Annotated in this window: 20 protein-coding genes; 9 read left to right on the top strand and 11 right to left on the bottom strand. The window is 57.2% G+C overall.

All coding sequences use genetic code 11. The annotated features are described in order from the left end of the window. Positions 1-18: 18 nt before the first annotated feature. Complete coding sequence (gene dnaN / locus NCR98_RS00300) at positions 19-1,125, bottom strand: DNA polymerase III subunit beta (RefSeq protein ID WP_244826711.1); 1,107 nt, start codon at positions 1,123-1,125, stop codon at positions 19-21. A 269-nt stretch (positions 1,126-1,394) separates the two neighbouring features. Further along, positions 1,395-2,981, bottom strand: a complete 1,587-nt coding sequence (dnaA, locus tag NCR98_RS00295; protein ID WP_244826710.1) for a chromosomal replication initiator protein DnaA — start codon at positions 2,979-2,981, stop codon at positions 1,395-1,397. A gap of 461 nt (positions 2,982-3,442) precedes the next feature. Between dnaA and rpmH the strand changes: the two genes are divergently transcribed. From rpmH to yidC, 4 genes are all read left to right on the top strand, one after another. Continuing rightward, positions 3,443-3,577 (top strand): 50S ribosomal protein L34, encoded by a 135-nt coding sequence (rpmH, locus tag NCR98_RS00290; RefSeq protein WP_004198824.1) that lies wholly within the window; start codon positions 3,443-3,445, stop codon positions 3,575-3,577. A 104-nt stretch (positions 3,578-3,681) separates the two neighbouring features. Beyond that, positions 3,682-4,158 (top strand): ribonuclease P protein component, encoded by a 477-nt coding sequence (gene rnpA, locus NCR98_RS00285; protein WP_244826709.1) that lies wholly within the window; start codon positions 3,682-3,684, stop codon positions 4,156-4,158. Positions 4,159-4,217: 59 nt separating this feature from the next. Further along, complete coding sequence (gene yidD, locus NCR98_RS00280) at positions 4,218-4,538, top strand: membrane protein insertion efficiency factor YidD (protein WP_244826708.1); 321 nt, start codon at positions 4,218-4,220, stop codon at positions 4,536-4,538. Positions 4,539-4,546: 8 nt separating this feature from the next. Continuing rightward, positions 4,547-6,217: a membrane protein insertase YidC gene (gene yidC, locus NCR98_RS00275; protein ID WP_250462440.1), complete on the top strand. Its 1,671-nt coding sequence runs from the start codon at positions 4,547-4,549 to the stop codon at positions 6,215-6,217. 93 nt (positions 6,218-6,310) lie between these two features. Here the strand turns inward: yidC and NCR98_RS00270 are convergent, their stop codons facing one another. After that, the gene (locus tag NCR98_RS00270; protein WP_244826705.1) at positions 6,311-6,727 is read right to left on the bottom strand and encodes a helix-turn-helix domain-containing protein; all 417 of its coding nucleotides are present in this window, start codon (positions 6,725-6,727) and stop codon (positions 6,311-6,313) included. A 306-nt stretch (positions 6,728-7,033) separates the two neighbouring features. Here NCR98_RS00270 and mnmE point away from each other — a divergent pair, with 306 nt between their 5' ends. Next, a complete protein-coding gene (mnmE, locus tag NCR98_RS00265; RefSeq protein ID WP_250525256.1) occupies positions 7,034-8,422 on the top strand; it encodes a tRNA uridine-5-carboxymethylaminomethyl(34) synthesis GTPase MnmE in 1,389 nt (462 codons plus the stop codon). Position 8,423: 1 nt separating this feature from the next. On the opposite strand, the gene NCR98_RS00260 is transcribed toward mnmE, so the two are convergent. Continuing rightward, complete coding sequence (locus tag NCR98_RS00260; protein ID WP_250525255.1) at positions 8,424-8,900, bottom strand: SgcJ/EcaC family oxidoreductase; 477 nt, start codon at positions 8,898-8,900, stop codon at positions 8,424-8,426. Continuing rightward, the gene (locus NCR98_RS00255; RefSeq protein ID WP_250525254.1) at positions 8,897-9,523 is read right to left on the bottom strand and encodes a LysE family translocator; all 627 of its coding nucleotides are present in this window, start codon (positions 9,521-9,523) and stop codon (positions 8,897-8,899) included. Before NCR98_RS00255 ends, NCR98_RS00260 begins: the two co-directional genes overlap by 4 nt. Positions 9,524-9,924: 401 nt before the next feature. On the opposite strand from NCR98_RS00255, the gene sap1 reads away from it, so the two are divergent. After that, entirely contained in the window at positions 9,925-10,278 is a 354-nt protein-coding gene (sap1, locus tag NCR98_RS00250) for a surface attachment protein Sap1 (protein ID WP_244826701.1), read from the top strand. A 4-nt stretch (positions 10,279-10,282) separates the two neighbouring features. Here sap1 and NCR98_RS00245 read toward each other — a convergent pair whose 3' ends face one another. Continuing rightward, entirely contained in the window at positions 10,283-10,522 is a 240-nt protein-coding gene (locus tag NCR98_RS00245) for a hypothetical protein (RefSeq protein ID WP_244826700.1), read from the bottom strand. On the opposite strand from NCR98_RS00245, the gene NCR98_RS00240 reads away from it, so the two are divergent. From NCR98_RS00240 to NCR98_RS00230, 3 genes are all read left to right on the top strand, one after another. Next, positions 10,521-11,072 carry a YaeQ family protein gene (locus NCR98_RS00240; protein WP_250462431.1) on the top strand — a complete coding sequence of 184 codons (552 nt, stop codon included), beginning with the start codon at positions 10,521-10,523 and terminating at the stop codon, positions 11,070-11,072. The two genes, NCR98_RS00245 and NCR98_RS00240, sit on opposite strands and share 2 nt — an antisense overlap. A gap of 371 nt (positions 11,073-11,443) precedes the next feature. After that, positions 11,444-13,144: an ATP-dependent nuclease gene (locus tag NCR98_RS00235; protein ID WP_250525253.1), complete on the top strand. Its 1,701-nt coding sequence runs from the start codon at positions 11,444-11,446 to the stop codon at positions 13,142-13,144. Between the two features lie 61 nt (positions 13,145-13,205). Further along, a complete protein-coding gene (locus NCR98_RS00230; RefSeq protein ID WP_250525252.1) occupies positions 13,206-14,306 on the top strand; it encodes a hypothetical protein in 1,101 nt (366 codons plus the stop codon). An 11-nt stretch (positions 14,307-14,317) separates the two neighbouring features. Here the strand turns inward: NCR98_RS00230 and NCR98_RS00225 are convergent, their stop codons facing one another. The 5 genes from NCR98_RS00225 to NCR98_RS00205 form a co-directional block, all read right to left on the bottom strand. After that, the gene (locus NCR98_RS00225; RefSeq protein ID WP_250525251.1) at positions 14,318-14,896 is read right to left on the bottom strand and encodes a recombinase family protein; all 579 of its coding nucleotides are present in this window, start codon (positions 14,894-14,896) and stop codon (positions 14,318-14,320) included. A gap of 108 nt (positions 14,897-15,004) precedes the next feature. Beyond that, the gene (locus NCR98_RS00220; protein ID WP_250525250.1) at positions 15,005-15,655 is read right to left on the bottom strand and encodes an HNH endonuclease; all 651 of its coding nucleotides are present in this window, start codon (positions 15,653-15,655) and stop codon (positions 15,005-15,007) included. A gap of 1 nt (position 15,656) precedes the next feature. Continuing rightward, entirely contained in the window at positions 15,657-16,028 is a 372-nt protein-coding gene (locus NCR98_RS00215) for a nucleotide pyrophosphohydrolase (RefSeq protein ID WP_250525249.1), read from the bottom strand. Positions 16,029-16,175: 147 nt separating this feature from the next. After that, a complete protein-coding gene (locus NCR98_RS00210) occupies positions 16,176-16,691 on the bottom strand; it encodes a DUF6998 domain-containing protein (RefSeq protein ID WP_250525248.1) in 516 nt (171 codons plus the stop codon). A gap of 442 nt (positions 16,692-17,133) precedes the next feature. Beyond that, complete coding sequence (locus tag NCR98_RS00205; RefSeq protein WP_250525247.1) at positions 17,134-18,528, bottom strand: hypothetical protein; 1,395 nt, start codon at positions 18,526-18,528, stop codon at positions 17,134-17,136. Positions 18,529-18,532 lie beyond the last annotated feature (4 nt).

Here is an 18,532-nt window from a genome sequence, read left to right as displayed (position 1 = left end):
TCGTGGTACCTGAACGCGTCAGATGCGCATCGGCATCACGACATACTTGAATTCCTCGTTTTCCGGAATTGTGATGAGCGCGCTGGAGTTGGCGTCGCCAAGGCTCACTTGCAGCGTGTCGACCTTCAGATTCGCAAGCACGTCGAGCAGATACGTGACGTTGAAACCGATGTCGACGGTATCGCCCTGATACGCGATTTCCAGTTCTTCCTGCGCTTCTTCCTGGTCGGCATTGGTCGACATGATCTTGAGCTGACCCGGCTCGACCAGACACCGCACGCCCTTGAACTTGTCCGACGTGAGAATGGCCGCGCGCTGCAGGGAGCGCTGCAGTTCTTCGCGACCGATTTCGAACGTGTTCTTGTGCGCCTTGGGAATCACGCGCTGGAAGTCGGGGAACTTGCCTTCGACGAGCTTCGACACGAGTTCGACTTGGCCAAAACTGAACTTAACCTGCGTCGCGGCGATGTCGATCTTGAGCGTGTCGTCGATGTCTTCGAGCAGACGCTGCAATTCGAGGATGGTCTTGCGCGGGATGATGACTTCCTGACGCGGGAACGTGCCGCCGTCGATCTTCATGGACGAGAACGCGAGACGGTGACCGTCCGTTGCGACGGCCATCAACTGGTCGCCATCCACCACGAGCAACATGCCGTTCAGGTAATAGCGAATGTCCTGCTGGGCCATGGCGAAATACACCATGCCGAGCAACTGGCGAAACGTTTTCTGCGGAACCGAAAGGCTCGCGCCGAAGTCTGTAGCCTGGTTGACGGTAGGAAACTCGTCCGCGGCGAGCGTCTGCAGCGCGAAGCGGCTCTTGCCGGAGCGCACGGTCAGGCGCTTGTCGGACAAGTCGAGCGCAACCTCACCCGGCGGCATGGCGCGCAGAATGTCGAGCAACTTGCGCGCGGCGACCGTGGTGGCGATCTGGTCGCTGCCGACGCCGAAATCGGCGCGGGTGGTGATCTGGAGTTCGAGATCCGTCGAGAGGAACGACACATCGGCGCCGTTCTTGGTGATCAGCAGATTGGCGAGGATCGGCAAGGTATGGCGGCGTTCTACGATACCGCTCACGGTTTGCAGCGGCCTTAGAAGATTGTCTCGTTCGGTCTTGACCAGTTGCATAGAGTTCCTTCGTTGATGTGACGGCCTGTCCGCCGGTTTTGCCACCACTGGTTTTGTCACCAGCGGTTGGTTCGCCGCGCTCGCCGGACAACCTCGTAACACGCGTTGCCGGCCCCCGCCGGTCACTCGCGAATGCTTGACGCCAGCCGCCCAGGCCACGGACAGCTAAACCTATATTGTGCCTTAAAACGGAACCGCCCCCGAAAATTGGGGGCGTTTTTACCAATAAACAGGTCCGGTGGCGCAATAATCGACGCGTTCGCGCCGGCTCAACCCTTCAGCGTTTGTTCGAGCACGTGAAGTTCGTGATTGAGCTGCGCATCCGTGCCGCGTTCGGCCGCGATCTTGCGCACGGCGTGCAGCACGGTGGTGTGATCGCGACCGCCAAAAAGCTCGCCGATCTCGGGCAGACTCTTCTGCGTCAGTTCCTTCGCCAGATACATCGCGATCTGGCGCGGGCGCGCGATATTGGCCGGCCGCTTCTTCGAATACATGTCGGCGACCTTGATGCTGTAAAAATCTGCGACGGTCTTCTGAATGTTCTCTACCGAGATCTGGCGGTTCTGCACCGTCAATAGATCCTTGAGCGCTTCCTTGGTCAGCTCGATGGTGATGTCGCGGCCATGGAACTTCGAATAAGCGAGGATCTTGCGCAGCGCGCCTTCGAGTTCACGCACGTTCGAGCGCAGATGCTTCGCGACGAAGAACGCGACGTCTTCGGACAGACTCACGCCTTCGGACTGCGCCTTTCTCATCAGAATGGCGACGCGCATTTCCAGCTCGGGCGGCTCGATGGCGACCGTCAAACCGGAATCGAAGCGCGAGATCAGACGGTCGTCGATACCGGAGATTTCCTTCGGATACGTGTCGCTCGTGATAATGACTTGCGCCTTGTTCGCGACCAGCGCCTCGAACGCGTAGAAGAACTCTTCCTGCGTACGCGACTTGCCCGAGAAGAACTGAATATCGTCGATCAACAAAAGATCGAGCGAATGGTAGTAACGCTTGAAGTCGTCGAACGCCTTGCGCTGATACGCCTTCACCACGTCGGAAACGTACTGCTCCGCGTGAATGTAGCGGATGCGCGCGCCCGCCTTGTCCATCAGCAACTGATTGCCGATAGCGTGGATCAGATGCGTCTTGCCCAGGCCCACGCCTCCGTAAAGAAAGAGCGGGTTGTACGAGATGCCGGGATTGTCGGCGACCTGAATGGCGGCCGCGCGCGCGAGCTGATTCGCCTTACCGGTGACGAAATTGTCGAAGGTCAGCACGGGGTTGAGCTTCGAACGTTCGTAAGCGGAATCGGTTTCACCGCCGGCCGATGGGTTGCCGCCCGGACGCCACGTGCGCCGGCCAGCGGCGGCTTCGTTGGCGTCGAGGCTCGGCAAGTCGAGATCGGCTTGTTCGTCCTGCATGGCCTGAGCTTGCTGGGCGGCTTCCGCCGCCAGCGCGTTCACGTGCGCGGCAGCGTTCGCGTGCGCGACGACCGAGGGCGCTTGCGGTGCGGCGGCCGGCGCGGGCGGACGCGGCGCGCCGTCGGCGACACCCGCGCCGGCCGCCGGCCGCGGCGCGGCGTTCGGCGCTTGACCGATGGCGCTGCGCGCGGTCGCTTTCGGGTCGAGTACGAACTGGACGTCGATCGTCGCGCTGAAGTATTCGCGCGCCATATCGGCAATGCGTCCCGAGAACTGGCTCTTCACCCAGTCGAGCTTGAAGCGATTGGGAGCGGCTATGCGCAAGGTGCTCGCGTCGGCATCGAAGTCGACCGGGGCCAGCGGCTTGATCCACGTGACGTACTGCTGCGGCGTGAGTTCACGCTCCAGCAATGCCGAACAGTGTTCCCAGAAATCGTTCATCGAATGCGGTCGTTTTATGGTTGGCTCCGCGCTCCTGACGGCCGTGCTTGCCGGATGCGCAAGCGCCTCGGCAAGTCCCGGCACAGCCATGCAGGCATGCTCCGGAGGCTTACGCCGCAAGGGTTTGCGGGCGAACGGCGGGCCGAAGCAGTAGGCGGATATTTGGGAGTAAGGCGAGATTCTAACGCCAAACGGGACCGGCGCGCGAGTTATCCACAGGGTCAAATCAGCGCGTCCGACAGGCTGGAAATGAACATGATGCGAGCATGGCGAGCTTCACTATTACGCTAACCTATTGACGGTCAATAGGAAAACGGTTTAAATAGCGGGTTCCGCGAAAACAGAATTCCTGAACCTCCGGTCGTTGCGCCCGTTGTGCCTCTCGTGCCTGCGGTTATCCACAGTCGGAACACGGTGGCGCCAAAGCCCGCGCGGTCGATCAATACTCAAGTGAGAGCATCATGAAACGTACTTACCAACCTTCCGTGACGCGCCGCAAGCGCACCCATGGCTTCCGCGTTCGCATGAAGACCGCTGGCGGCCGCAAGGTCATCAACGCTCGCCGTGCGAAGGGTCGCAAGCGCCTGGCAATCTAAGGCTTTCCGGTGGCTGGTCGCGCACGCGTGGTACAGGCCGTATCTGTCCTGAAGCCGGGCGCGCATCACGAACCGGCAGGCTGCTTTAGCGCCGCACAGAAGTCTTGAAACAGGACATCGTTCAGTTGCCGGCGCAGGCCGCGTTCCCCAAGGCCGCAAGGCTACTGAAAACGGATGAGTTCTCATCCGTTTTTCGTTTGCGCCCATGGCGACGTTCGCCGCATTTCGTGCTGTACGGGAAACCGACTGGGCAGGAGGCGCGTCTCGGCCTCGTGATCGGCAAGAAGCAAGCGCCGCGTGCAGTCACGCGCAACCTGATCAAGCGGCACGCGCGTGACGCGTTTCGGTTGCGTCGCGAAGCGTTGAGCGGTTTCGATATCCTCGTGCGCTTGCACGCGAAGATCGACCGCAAGGCCATGCCGAGCGCCAGTTCGCCGCCGCTCGGCGCGCTCGTGCGAGGCGAACTTGAAGCATTGCTGGACCGTGCCGTGCGCGAAGTCGCGCGCCGTGCGGCTGAAACCGTGGCGGCGCCGCCTGGCGTGCCCGCCGTAGACGACACCTCCGGCCCTTCCGGGTCATGAAGCGCGGTCTGCGTCTCGAATCGCCGGACACGGCGAACGGGGCGCGCGGCGCGAAGCTTATGCAAACGGCACTAATCGCGTTGTTGCGCTTCTACAAGGTTGCTGTGAGCCCGCTGCTCGGCAGCCGGTGCCGTTTTTATCCCTCCTGTTCCGACTACGCGCGCGAGGCAATCCAGTATCATGGCGCCGCGCATGGCACGTATCTCGCCGCTAAAAGGCTTTGCCGCTGCCATCCGTTCTCGGCGGGCGGCGTCGATCTCGTGCCGCAGCCTTCCGATTCGCGATCAGATTCCACGCGGGTTTCCGAGCCGGCCGCGGAATTCGCTCAAGAAAAGCATTCACCACTAAACGGCGCTGATGCGCTTACCGATCGACACTGAGACAACGCATGGATATCAAACGCACCGTCCTATGGGTCATCTTCTTCGTGTCAGTTGTCATGCTGTTCGACAACTGGCAGCGCGACCATGGGCGCCCGTCGATGTTCTTCCCGAGCGCGACGCAGCCGGCCAAGACCGCCAGCAACCCCGCGCCGGGCACGGCCGCATCGGGCGCGCAGCCTTCCGAATTGCCCAACTCGCCGGCCGGTACCGCCGCGCCGGGTTCGACGACGCCGCCCGCCACGGCGGCCGCGCAACTCGTCAAGTTCACGACGGACGTGTATTCCGGTGAGATCGACACGCGCGGCGGCACGCTTTCGAAGCTCTCGCTCGTGAAGGAAGGCGACGGCAAGCAGCCCGACCTCTACATCACCCTCTTCGATCACACGCCGACCCACACGTATCTCGCGCGCACGGGCCTGCTCGGCGGCGACTTCCCGAACCACAACGACATCTTCACGGCGGTGCCGGGCCAGACGTCCTTGTCGGGCGACGCCAAAACGCTGACGCTCGCGTTCGAATCGCCGGTTAAGGGTGGCGTGAAGGTCGTAAAGACCTACACGTTCACGCGTGGCAGCTACGTGATCAACGTCGATACGAAAATCGAGAACGTCGGTAGCGCGCCGGTCACGCCGAAGCTCTACATGGAACTCGTGCGCGACAACACGCCGGTGGAGACGCCGCGCTTCTCGCATACGTTCATCGGGCCGGCGGTCTACACGGACCAGCATCACTTCCAGAAGATCGACTTCAGCGATATCGACAAGAACAAGGCTACGTTCGCGCCTTCCGCCGACAACGGCTGGATTGCGATGGTGCAGCATTACTTCGCGTCGGCGTGGATTCCGCAGCAGGGCGCGAAGCGTGACATCTACGTGCAGAAGATCGATCCGGATTTGTATCGCGTGGGTGTGCAGCAGGCCGTGCAGACCATTGCGCCGGGACAGACCGCGACCGTCGATGCGCGTCTTTTCGCGGGTCCCGAAGAAGAGCGCATGCTGGAAGGTATCGCGCCGGGGCTCGAGCTCGTGAAGGATTACGGCATGGTGACGATCATCGCCAAGCCGCTTTTCTGGCTGCTCGAAAAGATCCACAGCTATGTCGGCAACTGGGGCTGGGCGATCGTGCTGCTTACGCTGCTCATCAAGGCTGTGTTCTTCCCGCTGTCGGCGGCGAGCTATAAGTCGATGGCGCGCATGAAGGAAATCACGCCGCGCATGCAACAGATTCGCGAGCGCTTCAAGAGCGATCCGCAGAAGATGAACGCGTCGCTGATGGAGCTTTACAAGACCGAGAAGGTGAATCCATTCGGCGGCTGCCTGCCGGTCGTGGTGCAGATTCCGGTGTTTATCTCGCTGTACTGGGTGCTGCTGTCGTCGGTGGAAATGCGCGGTGCACCGTGGATCGGCTGGATTCACGATCTGTCGCAACAAGACCCGTACTTCATCTTGCCGGTGCTGATGGCTGTATCGATGTTCCTGCAGACCAAGCTGAACCCGACGCCGCCGGACCCGGTTCAAGCCAAGATGATGATGTTCATGCCGATCGCGTTTTCGGTCATGTTCTTCTTCTTCCCGGCTGGTCTCGTGCTGTATTACGTCGTGAATAACGTGCTGTCGATCGCGCAGCAGTATTACATCACGCGCATGATGGGACAGCGGAAGAAGAAGGCGGCTTGAGGTTTCTTTAGGTTTGATGTGGAAGTGGACTTGAAAACGCCCGGCATGCCGGGCGTTTTTGTTTGCTGTCGATCTTGTAGGTTCAGGTCAGCTTCACCGCTTCGCCGCCCCATAAAACTGCTGCACGAGCTCCTCGACCAGATACCGATGATGCGGCGACAACGCCTCGATCTTCGACACGAGCTCGAGCGTTTCCCCGGACGCCGGGTATTGCTCATCCCGTACGAGCGGCTTAGGCGTCCCCTGAGCGATACCGCCCGGCGACGGTCCATAGTGCAGCCAGTGCAACTCCACCTTGAACCATTCGGCCAATACTTCCAGCTTGTCGATGGTCGGAATCGAACGCCCGGTGAGCCACTTGTGCGCCGTTTGAGGGGAAACCGCCTCGCCGTGGTAACGAAGACTGAATTTTTTGGCGAGATCGGTCGCGCCGCGCAACTTCTCAGGTGCGCGGGTCATCGAGAACTTAAGCCGCTCGGAGAAATCGGCTTTTTCTTGTGGTGTAGGCATAGTGCAATTGTGCGAGGCAACCGTTGCCTATGCGTCAACCAATCGCGTTAGAAGTGGCGGAAATATTCGTCGTTTTATCTTGCGTAAGCGTTACTGGTCACTGCCAAAAGGCAATCAAACTTCGCTCTCAGACCTTCGTCAGTGCTGCCTAAGCCGCGAATTTGTTGTAGAAAACAGCGTGAGTCGCATGCGTTCGTCCGTATCTCAAATAAGATACGTCAAGAATTTTCCTAAGGCGCGTCTTATCGGCAGCTACGCGTCACAGCGCGATACAATCCCCGGACCCGAAATCCCTGCTTTCCTCACATGCTCAGCAACGACTCCGATCCGATTGTCGCCATCGCCACCGCGCCCGGACGCGGCGGGATTGGCGTCGTGCGGCTGTCGTTCGGACGCGCGGGTGAGCGCGCCGCGCACCTCGCGATGTTCGCGCTGTGCGGCCAATCGTTGAACGCGCGCCACGCCAGCTACGTGCCGTTTCTCGACGGCAACGGCGAGGCGCTCGATCGCGGCATCGCGCTCTACTTTCCCGCGCCGCACTCATACAGCGGCGAATACGTGCTCGAATTGCAGGGTCACGGCGGGCCGATCGTGCTTCAACTCGTGCTGCAACGCGCGCTCGACGTCGGACGCGAGTTCGGCCTGAGACTTGCCGAGCCCGGTGAATTCACGCGACGCGCGTTTCTCAACGACAAGCTCGATCTCGCACAGGCCGAAGCCGTCGCCGATCTGATCGAGGCCAGCACGGAAGCCGCCGCGCGCTCCGCGGGCCGCTCGCTCGAAGGCGCGTTTTCGCGCGAAATCCACGCGCTCGTCGAAGACGTCATCAATTTGCGGATGCTGGTTGAAGCGACTCTGGACTTCCCCGAGGAAGAGATCGACTTCCTGGAAGCAGCGGACGCGCGCGGCAAGCTCGCACGCATTCGCGAGCGCTTGAACACCGTCCTCGCCGATGCCCGGCAGGGCGCCTTGCTGCGGGAAGGCTTATCGGTCGTGCTGGCCGGGCAGCCGAACGTGGGCAAATCGTCGCTGCTGAACGCGCTGGCCGGCGCGGAGCTCGCTATCGTCACGCCGATTGCCGGCACCACGCGCGACAAGGTCGCTCAGACCATTCAAGTGGAAGGCATACCGCTGCATATCATCGATACGGCGGGGCTGCGCGACACCGAAGACGAAGTCGAGCGAATTGGTATCGAGCGGACTTGGGGCGAGATCGAGCGCGCCGACGTCGTGTTGCATTTGCTCGACGCCCGCAGCGGGATGACGAGCGAAGACGACGCGATTGCCGCGCGTTTCCCCGATGGCGTGCCGGTCGTGCGCGTGCTGAACAAAACGGACCTGGCGGGCGCACCAGCCGCAAGCCGCGACGCGGACGGCGACGCGCGCCAAGTCAATCTCTCGGCGAAGACGGGCGAAGGCATCGCGCTCTTGCGAGAAATGCTGCTCAAGATTGCCGGATGGCAGGCAGGCGCGGAGAGCGTGTATTTGGCGCGCGAACGGCATCTCATCGCGTTGCGGGCGGCGCGCGAACATCTGGCGCTGGCGGCCGCCCACGCCGATCAAAACTCACAGGCGCTTGATTTATTCGCTGAAGAGCTGCGCCTCGCTCAAGAAAATCTCAATGCAATCACGGGTGAGTTCAGTTCCGATGATCTGCTGGGCGTGATTTTCAGCCGGTTTTGCATCGGAAAGTAACTCAAGCGAGTTTCGGTTTCCCTATCTCCCGCAACTCGGCGCTCAGTTTGTCGCTTTCCTGCGGCCTTCCATGAAACGCGGCCGGCGTGTTCTGGAACAGCTCGATGCGATACGCCCCGTCGCACATCGACAGAACCATGGTCTGAATCGCGTTCAGACTCGGATCGAGCGCCGCCGTACCCCGTGGCCACATGCCTGCAACCGCACGCAAAAGCAAAGTCTGCCCGCTCGCCATGCGTCTGACTTCCCGCACCTTGGCCACGAAAAGCGGCGTCGGATGCTGCGCGAAAATCGGTTGCAGATGCGCTTCGATGCACGCGCGGCCATCGATCGTGCTGCCGTCGAATCCAACTAGACTGCCGCGCTCGGCGAAACGCGCGGCCATTGCCGCCGCGTCTTGACGATTCCAGTCATCGAGCAAGCCGAAAAATACGCGGCGCGCGCTAGTCGCCCAATCAGCAAATGCGGTCTGAGTCATGTCGCCCTCTTCCATGCAGCCGCGAAGACGCCGGCGCCCATGAGCAGCGCGCCGCCGGTCCGATTCACCGTGCGCTGCACGGAGGGCTTGCGAATTGCCCGACGCGCGCCCGATGCGAGCAACGCGTAAAAGAACGCGTTAGCAGCCGCCAGCCCGACAAAGGTTGCCTCGAACAGCGCGATTTGCGAGACGCTCGCCGCGTGGGGATCGATGAACTGCGGCAGAAACGCGACGAAGAAGATGATGCTCTTCGGGTTGAGCGTGGTTACCGCGTAGGCGTGGGCCAGGATGCGGCCGGTGCGCAGATCGTCGCCGGCCTTGACTGCGTCCGTGTCGATCACCGGCGCGCGCCACAACTTGATGCCCAAGTAAAACAGATACGCCGCGCCCACCCACTTGACCACCATGAACAGTTCCGCCGATGCCGCCAGCAAAACGCCGAGACCGAGCATGGAAGCCGTCATCGACGTGAGGTCGCCGAGCGCCACGCCGAGCGTCGTCGCGAGCGCGTACTTGCGCCCGTGCCCGAACGCGTAGGACACGACCAGCAATACGGTCGGGCCAGGGATTGCAACAAGAATGGCCGATGCGATAGCGAACGGCAGCCACTGAGCAAGCGTCATGGGATGTCTCCTGATTTCGTTGGGATTGATTTATCCATGAACGGCGGCGCGGCGCAATAGGCCGGAAGGCTAGCTAGACATCTCGGCGAAGAATCGATTGCTTGGAAGGTTGGAAAGCGCTCTTGGTCGGGTAATGCGCCGCACAAGAATCGTGTTGAGATAAATCGCTACCATTGGCAAGTAATACCGCTTCAATTTCCTCCAAATAGAGGTTTTTAATGCCTTTCATATCAATACGCTGCGTTCTGACGAACTAACGCAAGCGTGCGACATTCCGGCTTGTTGCAATCGCACACAACTTGTGCTTGCAAACTTTCAAACGTCAATTAGCATGGCTTTTGCATTTAGCGGCTTTTAAATACATAGCTAATTTCGAGACGAATTCGTTTGGAGGCTACTCAATGAAGAAGCGCGCCAGTTTTCTCGTTGCAATGGTAGGGACGTTCGCTATCGCTTGCGCTGCGCAGGCCCAGGACAGCGCGGTTCAAGCCCAACAGACATTCACGTTCCGGCCTAACTCATATGGTTGCCTGTCCAAGGACAAATTCGATTCGGCCGATGAGCATGCGAAAGCTGGCGAGCATCAAAAGATGCAGCAATATTTCGAAGGCTTCGAATGCGTTTCGACGCCGGTCGATTCGCATTTTCGCGTATTGCGCGTAGTCGGACACGACATCGAATTCGTCAATGCGTCGAATAGCGATACGCAGGGAATGTGGACTGCCGACCGGTTTATCGAGCAGAAAGGGCTTTGAGTAATTACGAATGACGGTAGCCGACGCGCATCGAATGAATGCGCGTAGGTAAATCATTGCCGTTGAAAATGGTGCCATCTTCCGTGGCGGCGAACGCTCGCTGCGCGCATCTTATTCTTCCAATTTGTTCCTGAATCACCGCACAATGTCGGTCGCGTGAGCGTCGGCGTGCGGTGTCTTGGTATTTGTTCGCCGCCTCTTCTACTTTCCTTGCCGGTTTTCGACCGGCCTTTTGGTGTTGCATGGCCCTCAAATCGACAATCTACAAGGCGGACCTTCAGATCGCCGACATGGACCGCCACTATTACGGCGACCATTCCCTGACCATCGCGCGTCATCCTTCCGAGACCGACGAACGGATGATGGTGCGCGTCGCCGCTTTTGGCCTATTCGCGAGCGAACGACTGGAGTTTTGCAAAGGACTATCCGACACCGATGAACCCGATCTCTGGCAAAAGGACCTCACTGGTCAGATCGAGACGTGGATCGAGATCGGCCAGCCGGATGAGCGGCGTATCGCGAAAGCGAGCGGTCGCGCGGACCGCGTGGTGGTTATCGCGTATGCGGGCAGGACGAGCGATATCTGGTGGCAAGGTGTGAAGGGCAAGGTCGAGCGTCTACAGAACGTGACGGTGTGGTCGCTTGAGGAGGGCGTCGGCGAGGCGCTTGGCAAGCTGGCCGAACGGACGATGCGGCTGCAGATGACGGTGCAGGATGGTGAGGCGTCGTTGGGGAGCGCGACGGTGGATCCGGTGATGATTCGGAAGGGGGTGTTTAAGGGGGCGGCGGTTTGATGCCGATGCGGGCGGGTTGAACGATGCGCAATGCACGTGTGGGATATCGTCAATGCGAAAAGGCTCAGCCGAATGGCTGAGCCTTTTTGATTTTTCGTGGTGGAGAGGAGGAGGTTCCTTCCCGCGCCGCCAAATCTTCGCGAAATCAATGACTTGAGTCCCTGCTAATCCACGTAGTGTACCGGCCACCGTGTACCAGTCAAGCCTTTTGAAACCAGTTTCAAACCTTACGCTTCCGGCCGCTATCTTCAGGGTAGCCGTAGACCTCACCCAAACCTTTACCGGAGCATTTTCCGATGAGCACTTTTTACTTGTGAGGAAAGCGAAGGCCGGTGTACCTTAGGGGCACCAAAAAAATACGAGGGGGCTGAATGAAATTGTCGAGGGTTCAGATTCATAACTTCCGGGCGACGCACGACGCAGAATTCGCCGTTAAGGATTACGGGTTGTTAGTCGGAGCCAACAATGCGGGAAAGAGTAGCGTAATCGACGCGATTCGCGCTTTCTACGAAAAAGACGGTTTCAAATTTAAAAGCGGAACCGATTTTCCATTGGTCGCAGCAAAAGACGCCGAATCATGGGTTGAATTAACTTTCACTTTATCGGATGAAGAATTCGCGTCGTTAGCGGACGACTATAAAGTTGCCCAGAATTCGCTGCGCGTTCGGAAGTATTTTGTCACTGACCGAAAGACGCACGACGGAAAGCCAGCCTCCGGCACAATCTTCGGATACCGCCAGGATGGCTCTGTATCGGACGAATCGTTTTACGGTGCAAAAAACGTCCAGAGTGGTAAATTTGGGGATTTGATTTATATCCCCGCGATTAGTAAAGTAGACGAACACGCCAAGCTTAGTGGTCCGTCTGCTCTGCGCGACCTTTTGACTGACATCATGAGCGATGTCGTCGAGGGAGGCGCGGCGTACACGGCTTTCTCAAAGAATGTAAAAGCATTCTCGGAAGCTGTGCGGGACGAAAAAACGAGCGACGACAGGTCTCTTGCGGGCTTTGAGTCTGACCTCAATGAAATGTTGAAGCCTTGGGATTCGGAATTTAAGTTGAAATTTCCGACGCCCACTGCGGCGGAAATTATTAAATCAATGTTGGGTTGGGACCTTTTGGACCTGTTTCACGGCAAAGAGCAAGGTATAGATTATTACGGGTCAGGGTTCCAACGACATTTCATATACTCGCTGATTCAGTTGGGAGCCCGTTATGCCGGCAAAAAACCAACGAAAAAGGCGAAAGACTTCTCTCCATCGCTAAATCTCGTCTTGTTTGAAGAGCCAGAAGCGTTTTTGCATCCGCCGCAACAAGAGGTTCTTGCACGGAACCTTGCATCGATAGCAACAGCGCCGAACTGGCAGGTTATGGTGGCAACACATTCTGCAAATTTCGTAAGCAAGAATGCGAGCGATATTCCAGCAATCATCCGATTGCGAAGGAAAGGCGGCGTCACTAGCGCGTATCAAATCGACGAGGAGAGCTGGGCTGCTCTTATTGATGCTAATCAGGTCATCGCCGAAATTGCGAAGAAATATCCCAAGATGGAAAAGCGTCTGCATGATGACGATGCGAAACCGGAAATGGAGGCGATTAAACATTTCCTCTGGCTGAATCCAGACCGTTCTACCATCTTCTTCGCAAATCACGTGCTATTGGTCGAGGGAGCCACAGAGGTCGCCTTCATCAACCGCCTCATCGGGCAAGCGAAAATCAGCGGTGCGGATTGCGGGCTGTACGTGCTCGATTGCCTTGGCAAATACAACATGCATCGATTCATGAATTTGCTTTCTCGGTTGGGCGTACCCCATTCGGTCATTCACGATGACGACAATTCGAAAGGTGAGCACCAAGACCTTAATCAGCTCATCCAAGACTCGGCTCACGCAGAGCTCACGCTCGGGATTACGCCCGTCGCTGGAGACATCGAAACACTCCTTGGTATCCCCAAGGCGGGCTCAGACCACCGGAAGCCTCAGCACGTGCTTTTCCAGCTTGAAACGAACCAGATACCGGACGCGAAGCTTGCGGAATTCTGCAAAATAATCGAAACACTGTTGCCAAAATGAGTCGTGCAACGGGGCAATATATTCCGGCGGGTAATTTTCAACATAATCCGAGCGCAGCTTAATGATGTCAGAAGACACAAGACTAGATGCAGAATGGCTCACCTTAAACGCCGTTCGCGGAATGGCGAAAATCGCGCTCAAGGGTGACCTAAGGAAATCGACCTATGACAACGCTCTGGAACTCGGAGCGGAGTTATACCCCGAAATGCTCGGACCCGAATCGAGCATTCTTAGGCGTGAGCGAGAAAACGATGTCACGACCGAATACCGCCAGCGCGCGAGGCTGAAAAGCCTCAAACAAGGGGTAGCCGTGGAGCCCCTGGAGCTCGTCCGTGTCGACATTGACGAATTGCGGGATTTGCTTGAAGTTGAAAAGCTCACTAAACAAAACAAAGGCCGAGTAGACCAGTTGAAACGACGACTCGGAAACCTTGTGGTAGCAGAAACGGAGCTAAAGCCTGTTCCCCATACTGAGAACCAGCTTATTTTTCGAGACGCAATCGGCGTGGAAAGAACGGTACCCACACACGGGTCGGGACGCGCATATCGCGACTTTGAATTGCCAGACGCAAACATCCTTCGAGTTCGTGTGTTACATCCAGATAGGCCAGAGCACGTAACGGGAGCTGACATCATTTATGAACGACACAGCCCGTCTGAGGAGTCGGCGAGCATCGTTGCCGTTCAGTACAAGATTTGGGACAAAAAATCGATGTATCTCGCTGAGCCACGAATGCAGATACAGCTTGCAAAATTACGTAAATTCACATGTGATAGCGCCGTATGCGAGCAACAACAGGGCTTCAACTCCTACCGGTTTCCCTGTTGCGCCGCTTTTTTAAGACCAACAGATAAACTTCAAAGTGCTAGCCAGGCTTTCGTTTCATCCGGCGAGCACATCCCAATTTGTCGCATTGACGAATGCAAATCGATTGGAGAACGAGGGGCATCGATATTGGAATACAAGAAAATGCGGGGTGTCTCTCTTTCCAGCGAAATGTTCGAAGGATTGTTCAACACTGGAAAAATTGGCTCTAGGCAGCTTGATTACGAAGAACTTACGACCCTGTATGAGGCGCATGAAGTCGCAGCGGGACAGGACACAGTCGTTATCTACCTTCAAGAGTTTTCGGCTAAAGCGCCTGGCGCGTCAGTGACATAACGCGGTGCTCATCACGTAGCCGCTGTCCGTACCCGCATTACGGTTTGTCGGCTCGTCCCGTAAAGTCTTGCAACAGAAGCCACGCTAGCGCCCTCCTCAAGCAATCGAAGCACCTGGGCCCGCTTGGCTTCTGATAAAGCGGAAGGCCTCCCCATTGCCTTTCCCTCGGCCCTTGCGCGAGCAATGCCAGAGTTAGTTCTTTCGATAAGAAGGTCTCGTTCAAACTCCGCGACGGCCCCGAGCACTTGCATAGTCATTCTCCCTGCGGCGCTCGTCAAGTCCACTCCCCCAAGAGCGAGACAATGGACTCGAACTCCTTTGCTCGCCAGGGACTCAACGGTTGTGCGGACGTCCATAGCGTTGCGTCCGAGCCGGTCGAGTTTCGTAACTATCAGTACGTCACCCTCCTCGATTCGGTCTAAAAGCTTTGCGAATCCTGGCCGCTGGTCTGCACTGACGCTCCCCGAAATTGCTTCGCTTATCACTCGCTTCTTATCGACGACGAATCCAGCTGACTCGATTTCGCGAACCTGGTTTTCCGTTCGCTGGTCAGCGGTACTAACACGGACGTAAGCAAAAGTGCGGGGCATGTTGAATGTGTACGAAAGGGATGTCCAAATTCTAAGCTATGTACGAAAATTGTCACCCCTTGTTTCCGGACACATAAAAACAGGATGTTCAAAACTGGTCGTTTTCGGTCACTCGGAACTAGGCACGCTGCTTCCTAGCATCCCCTGAAGTTCGGCGAGTGTGAGGGCCGGGAGAGTGCGGTGAATGACCGCGTGGCAGTTGGCGCAAACTGGACGTAAGTCTTCGATTGGATTCACCACGTAGGACGTTCTAACCTCTGACAGCGGCACGACGTGATGAACGTGAATGAACCCCCTGCCAGCTTCACCATAGGCAAGCTCAAAATCGAAACCGCACGCGACACACTTGATTCCGTAGTGCTCAATACACTTTTTCCTTGCTTGCGGATTTCTCTCGTAGTAGTTCACAAAAATCTTCTTCGTTGCCCCCTCAACGTAGTCTTCGGCTTCCGGCACTTCTTCAATCGCTAAGGATTCCGTTTGGAAATAGCCTGCGGCCATTCGATACTGCCCGTGACCAACCCGAAGAAATTTGCCTTCCTTTTTCGAGGAATCGTACCCCTTCGCCTGCGGGCAATAGTCTTCAATCTTGCGTTGAATTGTTTGGCGAAACGATTTCTGGTCCTGGTAGTTTTCCGGAAAGACGCCGTTGCAAAACATCGCCAGCACCTTGTCTTGAATCTGCTTCGCTTTCGCGTCGCCCCCGAGACTGAGCAAAGCTGTTTCAATGTCCGCAATGTTTATTGTGTACCTGGCCATATCAAGTCTTGTAATCGGTGTATTTTCGTGAGTCGCCTCGCACCTTGTCGGCGGGATACTTCGCGCGGTTGATGTCCATCTTCGCAAGCACGGCTTCAAAGAGGTCGACATCCAATTTGTCTGCGAGGCGAATGAGGTACATCAAAACGTCTGCCATCTCGTGGCGGATACCGTCGAGCTTAGCGTCTCCAAGTTCTCGACTGTCGCCCGAAGCGAGCCACTGGAACGGTTCGAGCAGCTCGCTAGCCTCCACGCTCAGTGCGGTTGCCAAATTTTTCGGGCTGTGAAACTTGTCCCAATCTCGCTCATCGACGAACTGTCGGACAAGGTCCCGCAACTCGGTAAGGTCACTTCGAATTTGAGGCTGCTCCATGGCACGGCCCTGTATAGAAGAGATGTTCGCCCGGCATCAACCAGTTGGCCTTCCAGGCGTGATTGCACCAGCTAGTGCAATGATAAAAACACGCGACCGCCATAGCGATTTTGCACCCTAACCTGCGAGCGCGGGCCTAGCAATGCCTTAACCTATCGACGTCGACTCTGGCGGGAGCACTTCAAGAGGAGTGAATCTCGTTGGAGCTGACAGTTGCATCTGTTCCTGCGTCAATTTCAATTGTTTGAGCTTGGTCAGCGTGATTGCGTTTTTATTATCTCGCTCTGACCGTCGAGACGCGGCAAGGACGGGCGCGAATGGACCAAAATACAGTTCCGTCCAAGTTCCATCATCAGCAACGCTGAGGACCAGTAGGAAATCCGCATTGCCACGAAAACCAATCTGGCTTGCCGCAAAGTTCGCTTTGATTTGTACTGTTCGGCCGTCCGGAAGTAAGGCGTCGTGGCCGTCTGTGCCCGACGGCGCTCGGATAAGTCCGTATGCCTCGATTGCCATCAACTCGCCAAAGTCACCGAGAAGGTTGCCAAGTCCGGACCACTTGAACTCTGGTGCGAGAACTTTAAGAGTTCGCTGCGATGCGAAGATGCTCGCCAATACGTGTTGAATCGCCTGCACTTTCTCAGATGGGACTGTCTTACTCATTGAACCCCCGATATCTTGCGCACAACCGCTAGCTGAATGTGTATTCTCTGCCGAGACAAGGCGCTTACTTGGAAGCCCTAAATCCCTGCACCACGCCCAAGTTGCGAGCCTAGGGCTAGATGCACTACGACAATGGTCAGAGACGGCCCTATGGCCCCTCCTAAGCCGCCTGGCCGCAGCATGTGTCCTCGACTTAGTCACACGCGAGCGTGGTCTATCCGCAGTAACTCGCGCGTGCGAGCCAAACGTCTTAACTTCTACACCAAAGAGGCTCATGTCTCCAATCGAAGTTCTGCCGCTGCGCCTTGCTACTCCATTCACAAAGCGACGTTCGCCACCTGCAACCCGTTTCAAAATTTCGTGAAAAGTTGTCTACGCTACGCAGCATTCTTAAACCGAGATGCCTGTATAGCGTTAGAAGAGCTCGCGGACGTATCTACTTCTACGACTCACCGAACGATTCAAATAATTGCTGAAAGCGCACAGCGAGCGGATAGAGATTGCCAGTGGTAGAAGGAGACCCTACGCGCGCAGCGTCGACAACGTTGAATCGCACCAGCGCTCGTGCCTCGCTTGTGGATAGTTGAAACCCCTCGCCCGTCCGCACGCCGCCGCGAGTGAGCAGGAGGCGCAGTACGTCTTCCACTCGGCGCGGATTGGTCGCATATACGGCCGTTAGGAGCGCAACGAGCTCGCAAAGCATTTCGACATCCCCTCCGACCTGCGGCGCGTCTGCACGCTCCGAAACTCTGCGCAGAATTGCGTCACGCCCATCATTTGCTCTAAGCAAAGCATCGTCTGCAATCTCGCGCATCCTTCCCGCTAACGTCAATTGTGAACCGCCACGCGGCTTTTTGTTGTATCGGACTTCCAGCCGAATCCTATCGATACCCTTGACGTAAAGCGCCAGGCGAATTGAAGCGGTCAATCGCATTGAGTAGGAAATGAGCTCATCGTCATCGTCGACCGACCAAGCCCTTTCTTGAATGTCGTTGCATATAGACCATATGGTTGACCGCAACTGCCGTGTGTATCGAACAGCGTTACCGTGCCCAAACTCCCAATAGACCTCTGCTTGTCGAACGGTCCAAACGTTTCGGGTCGCTGAAAGTCGAGCGGCCGGCCGTCCCTGCGCTCGCTCGCTGCTGGAGTCAACCAGATGCAAGAGCATCGCATCAACCGCGTCAACGATGGCCTGAACTTCCATTGTGGTTTGGTCAATGGAAACGCGAACTCGATATGCGTTTGACGGAAGCAAGTTGTCATGAAACATATTGACCGACTCGTTGCGCACTAGCTCATGGGTTTGCGCGTCGGAAGTAAGCAAGTCGCGCCAATGCGCAGTTCCAGGAACAAGCGCGCGTCGGAACCCATGCGCCGAGACACGAGTCGGGCTCACGACCAATGCAACCTTGACCGAAATATCGGGACGAAGTCCATCATCAAGAAACTCGACCTGTCGACGCACCGCCCGAAATTCGATGTCGAGCGAAATCAACCATCTGCGTTCGCCGAAGACTCTCCCCAACTGAAGCTTGATTTCGCCGTTTCCGCGCCCGCTTTGGTACTTGGTAAAAGCTCCGCAGCACTCATCCAATAAAACCGCGCCGCCAGTGAGACTGTGATGGTCATCAACAATTATCCGCGCGAGCTCGTAGCCGGATTCGTAGTCGCGAGGAACGTCGGTTAGTAAATATTCCTGAGCGAGGTCGAGCTTATCGAAACGGGCTGCGTCAAGTTCGAGTGGTCGTTGCGTATCAAATCGCGGTAAAAATTGTGTGATGCGGGAGCGACGTCGCACCGTTGAACCATTTGTTCCCGGCCTATACGTTGCCATGCCG

The organism is Caballeronia sp. GAWG2-1 (assembly GCF_023631405.1).
In the GTDB taxonomy this organism is placed as follows: Bacteria; Pseudomonadota; Gammaproteobacteria; order Burkholderiales; family Burkholderiaceae; genus Caballeronia.
This window is presented reverse-complemented; position numbering and strand designations above follow the sequence as displayed.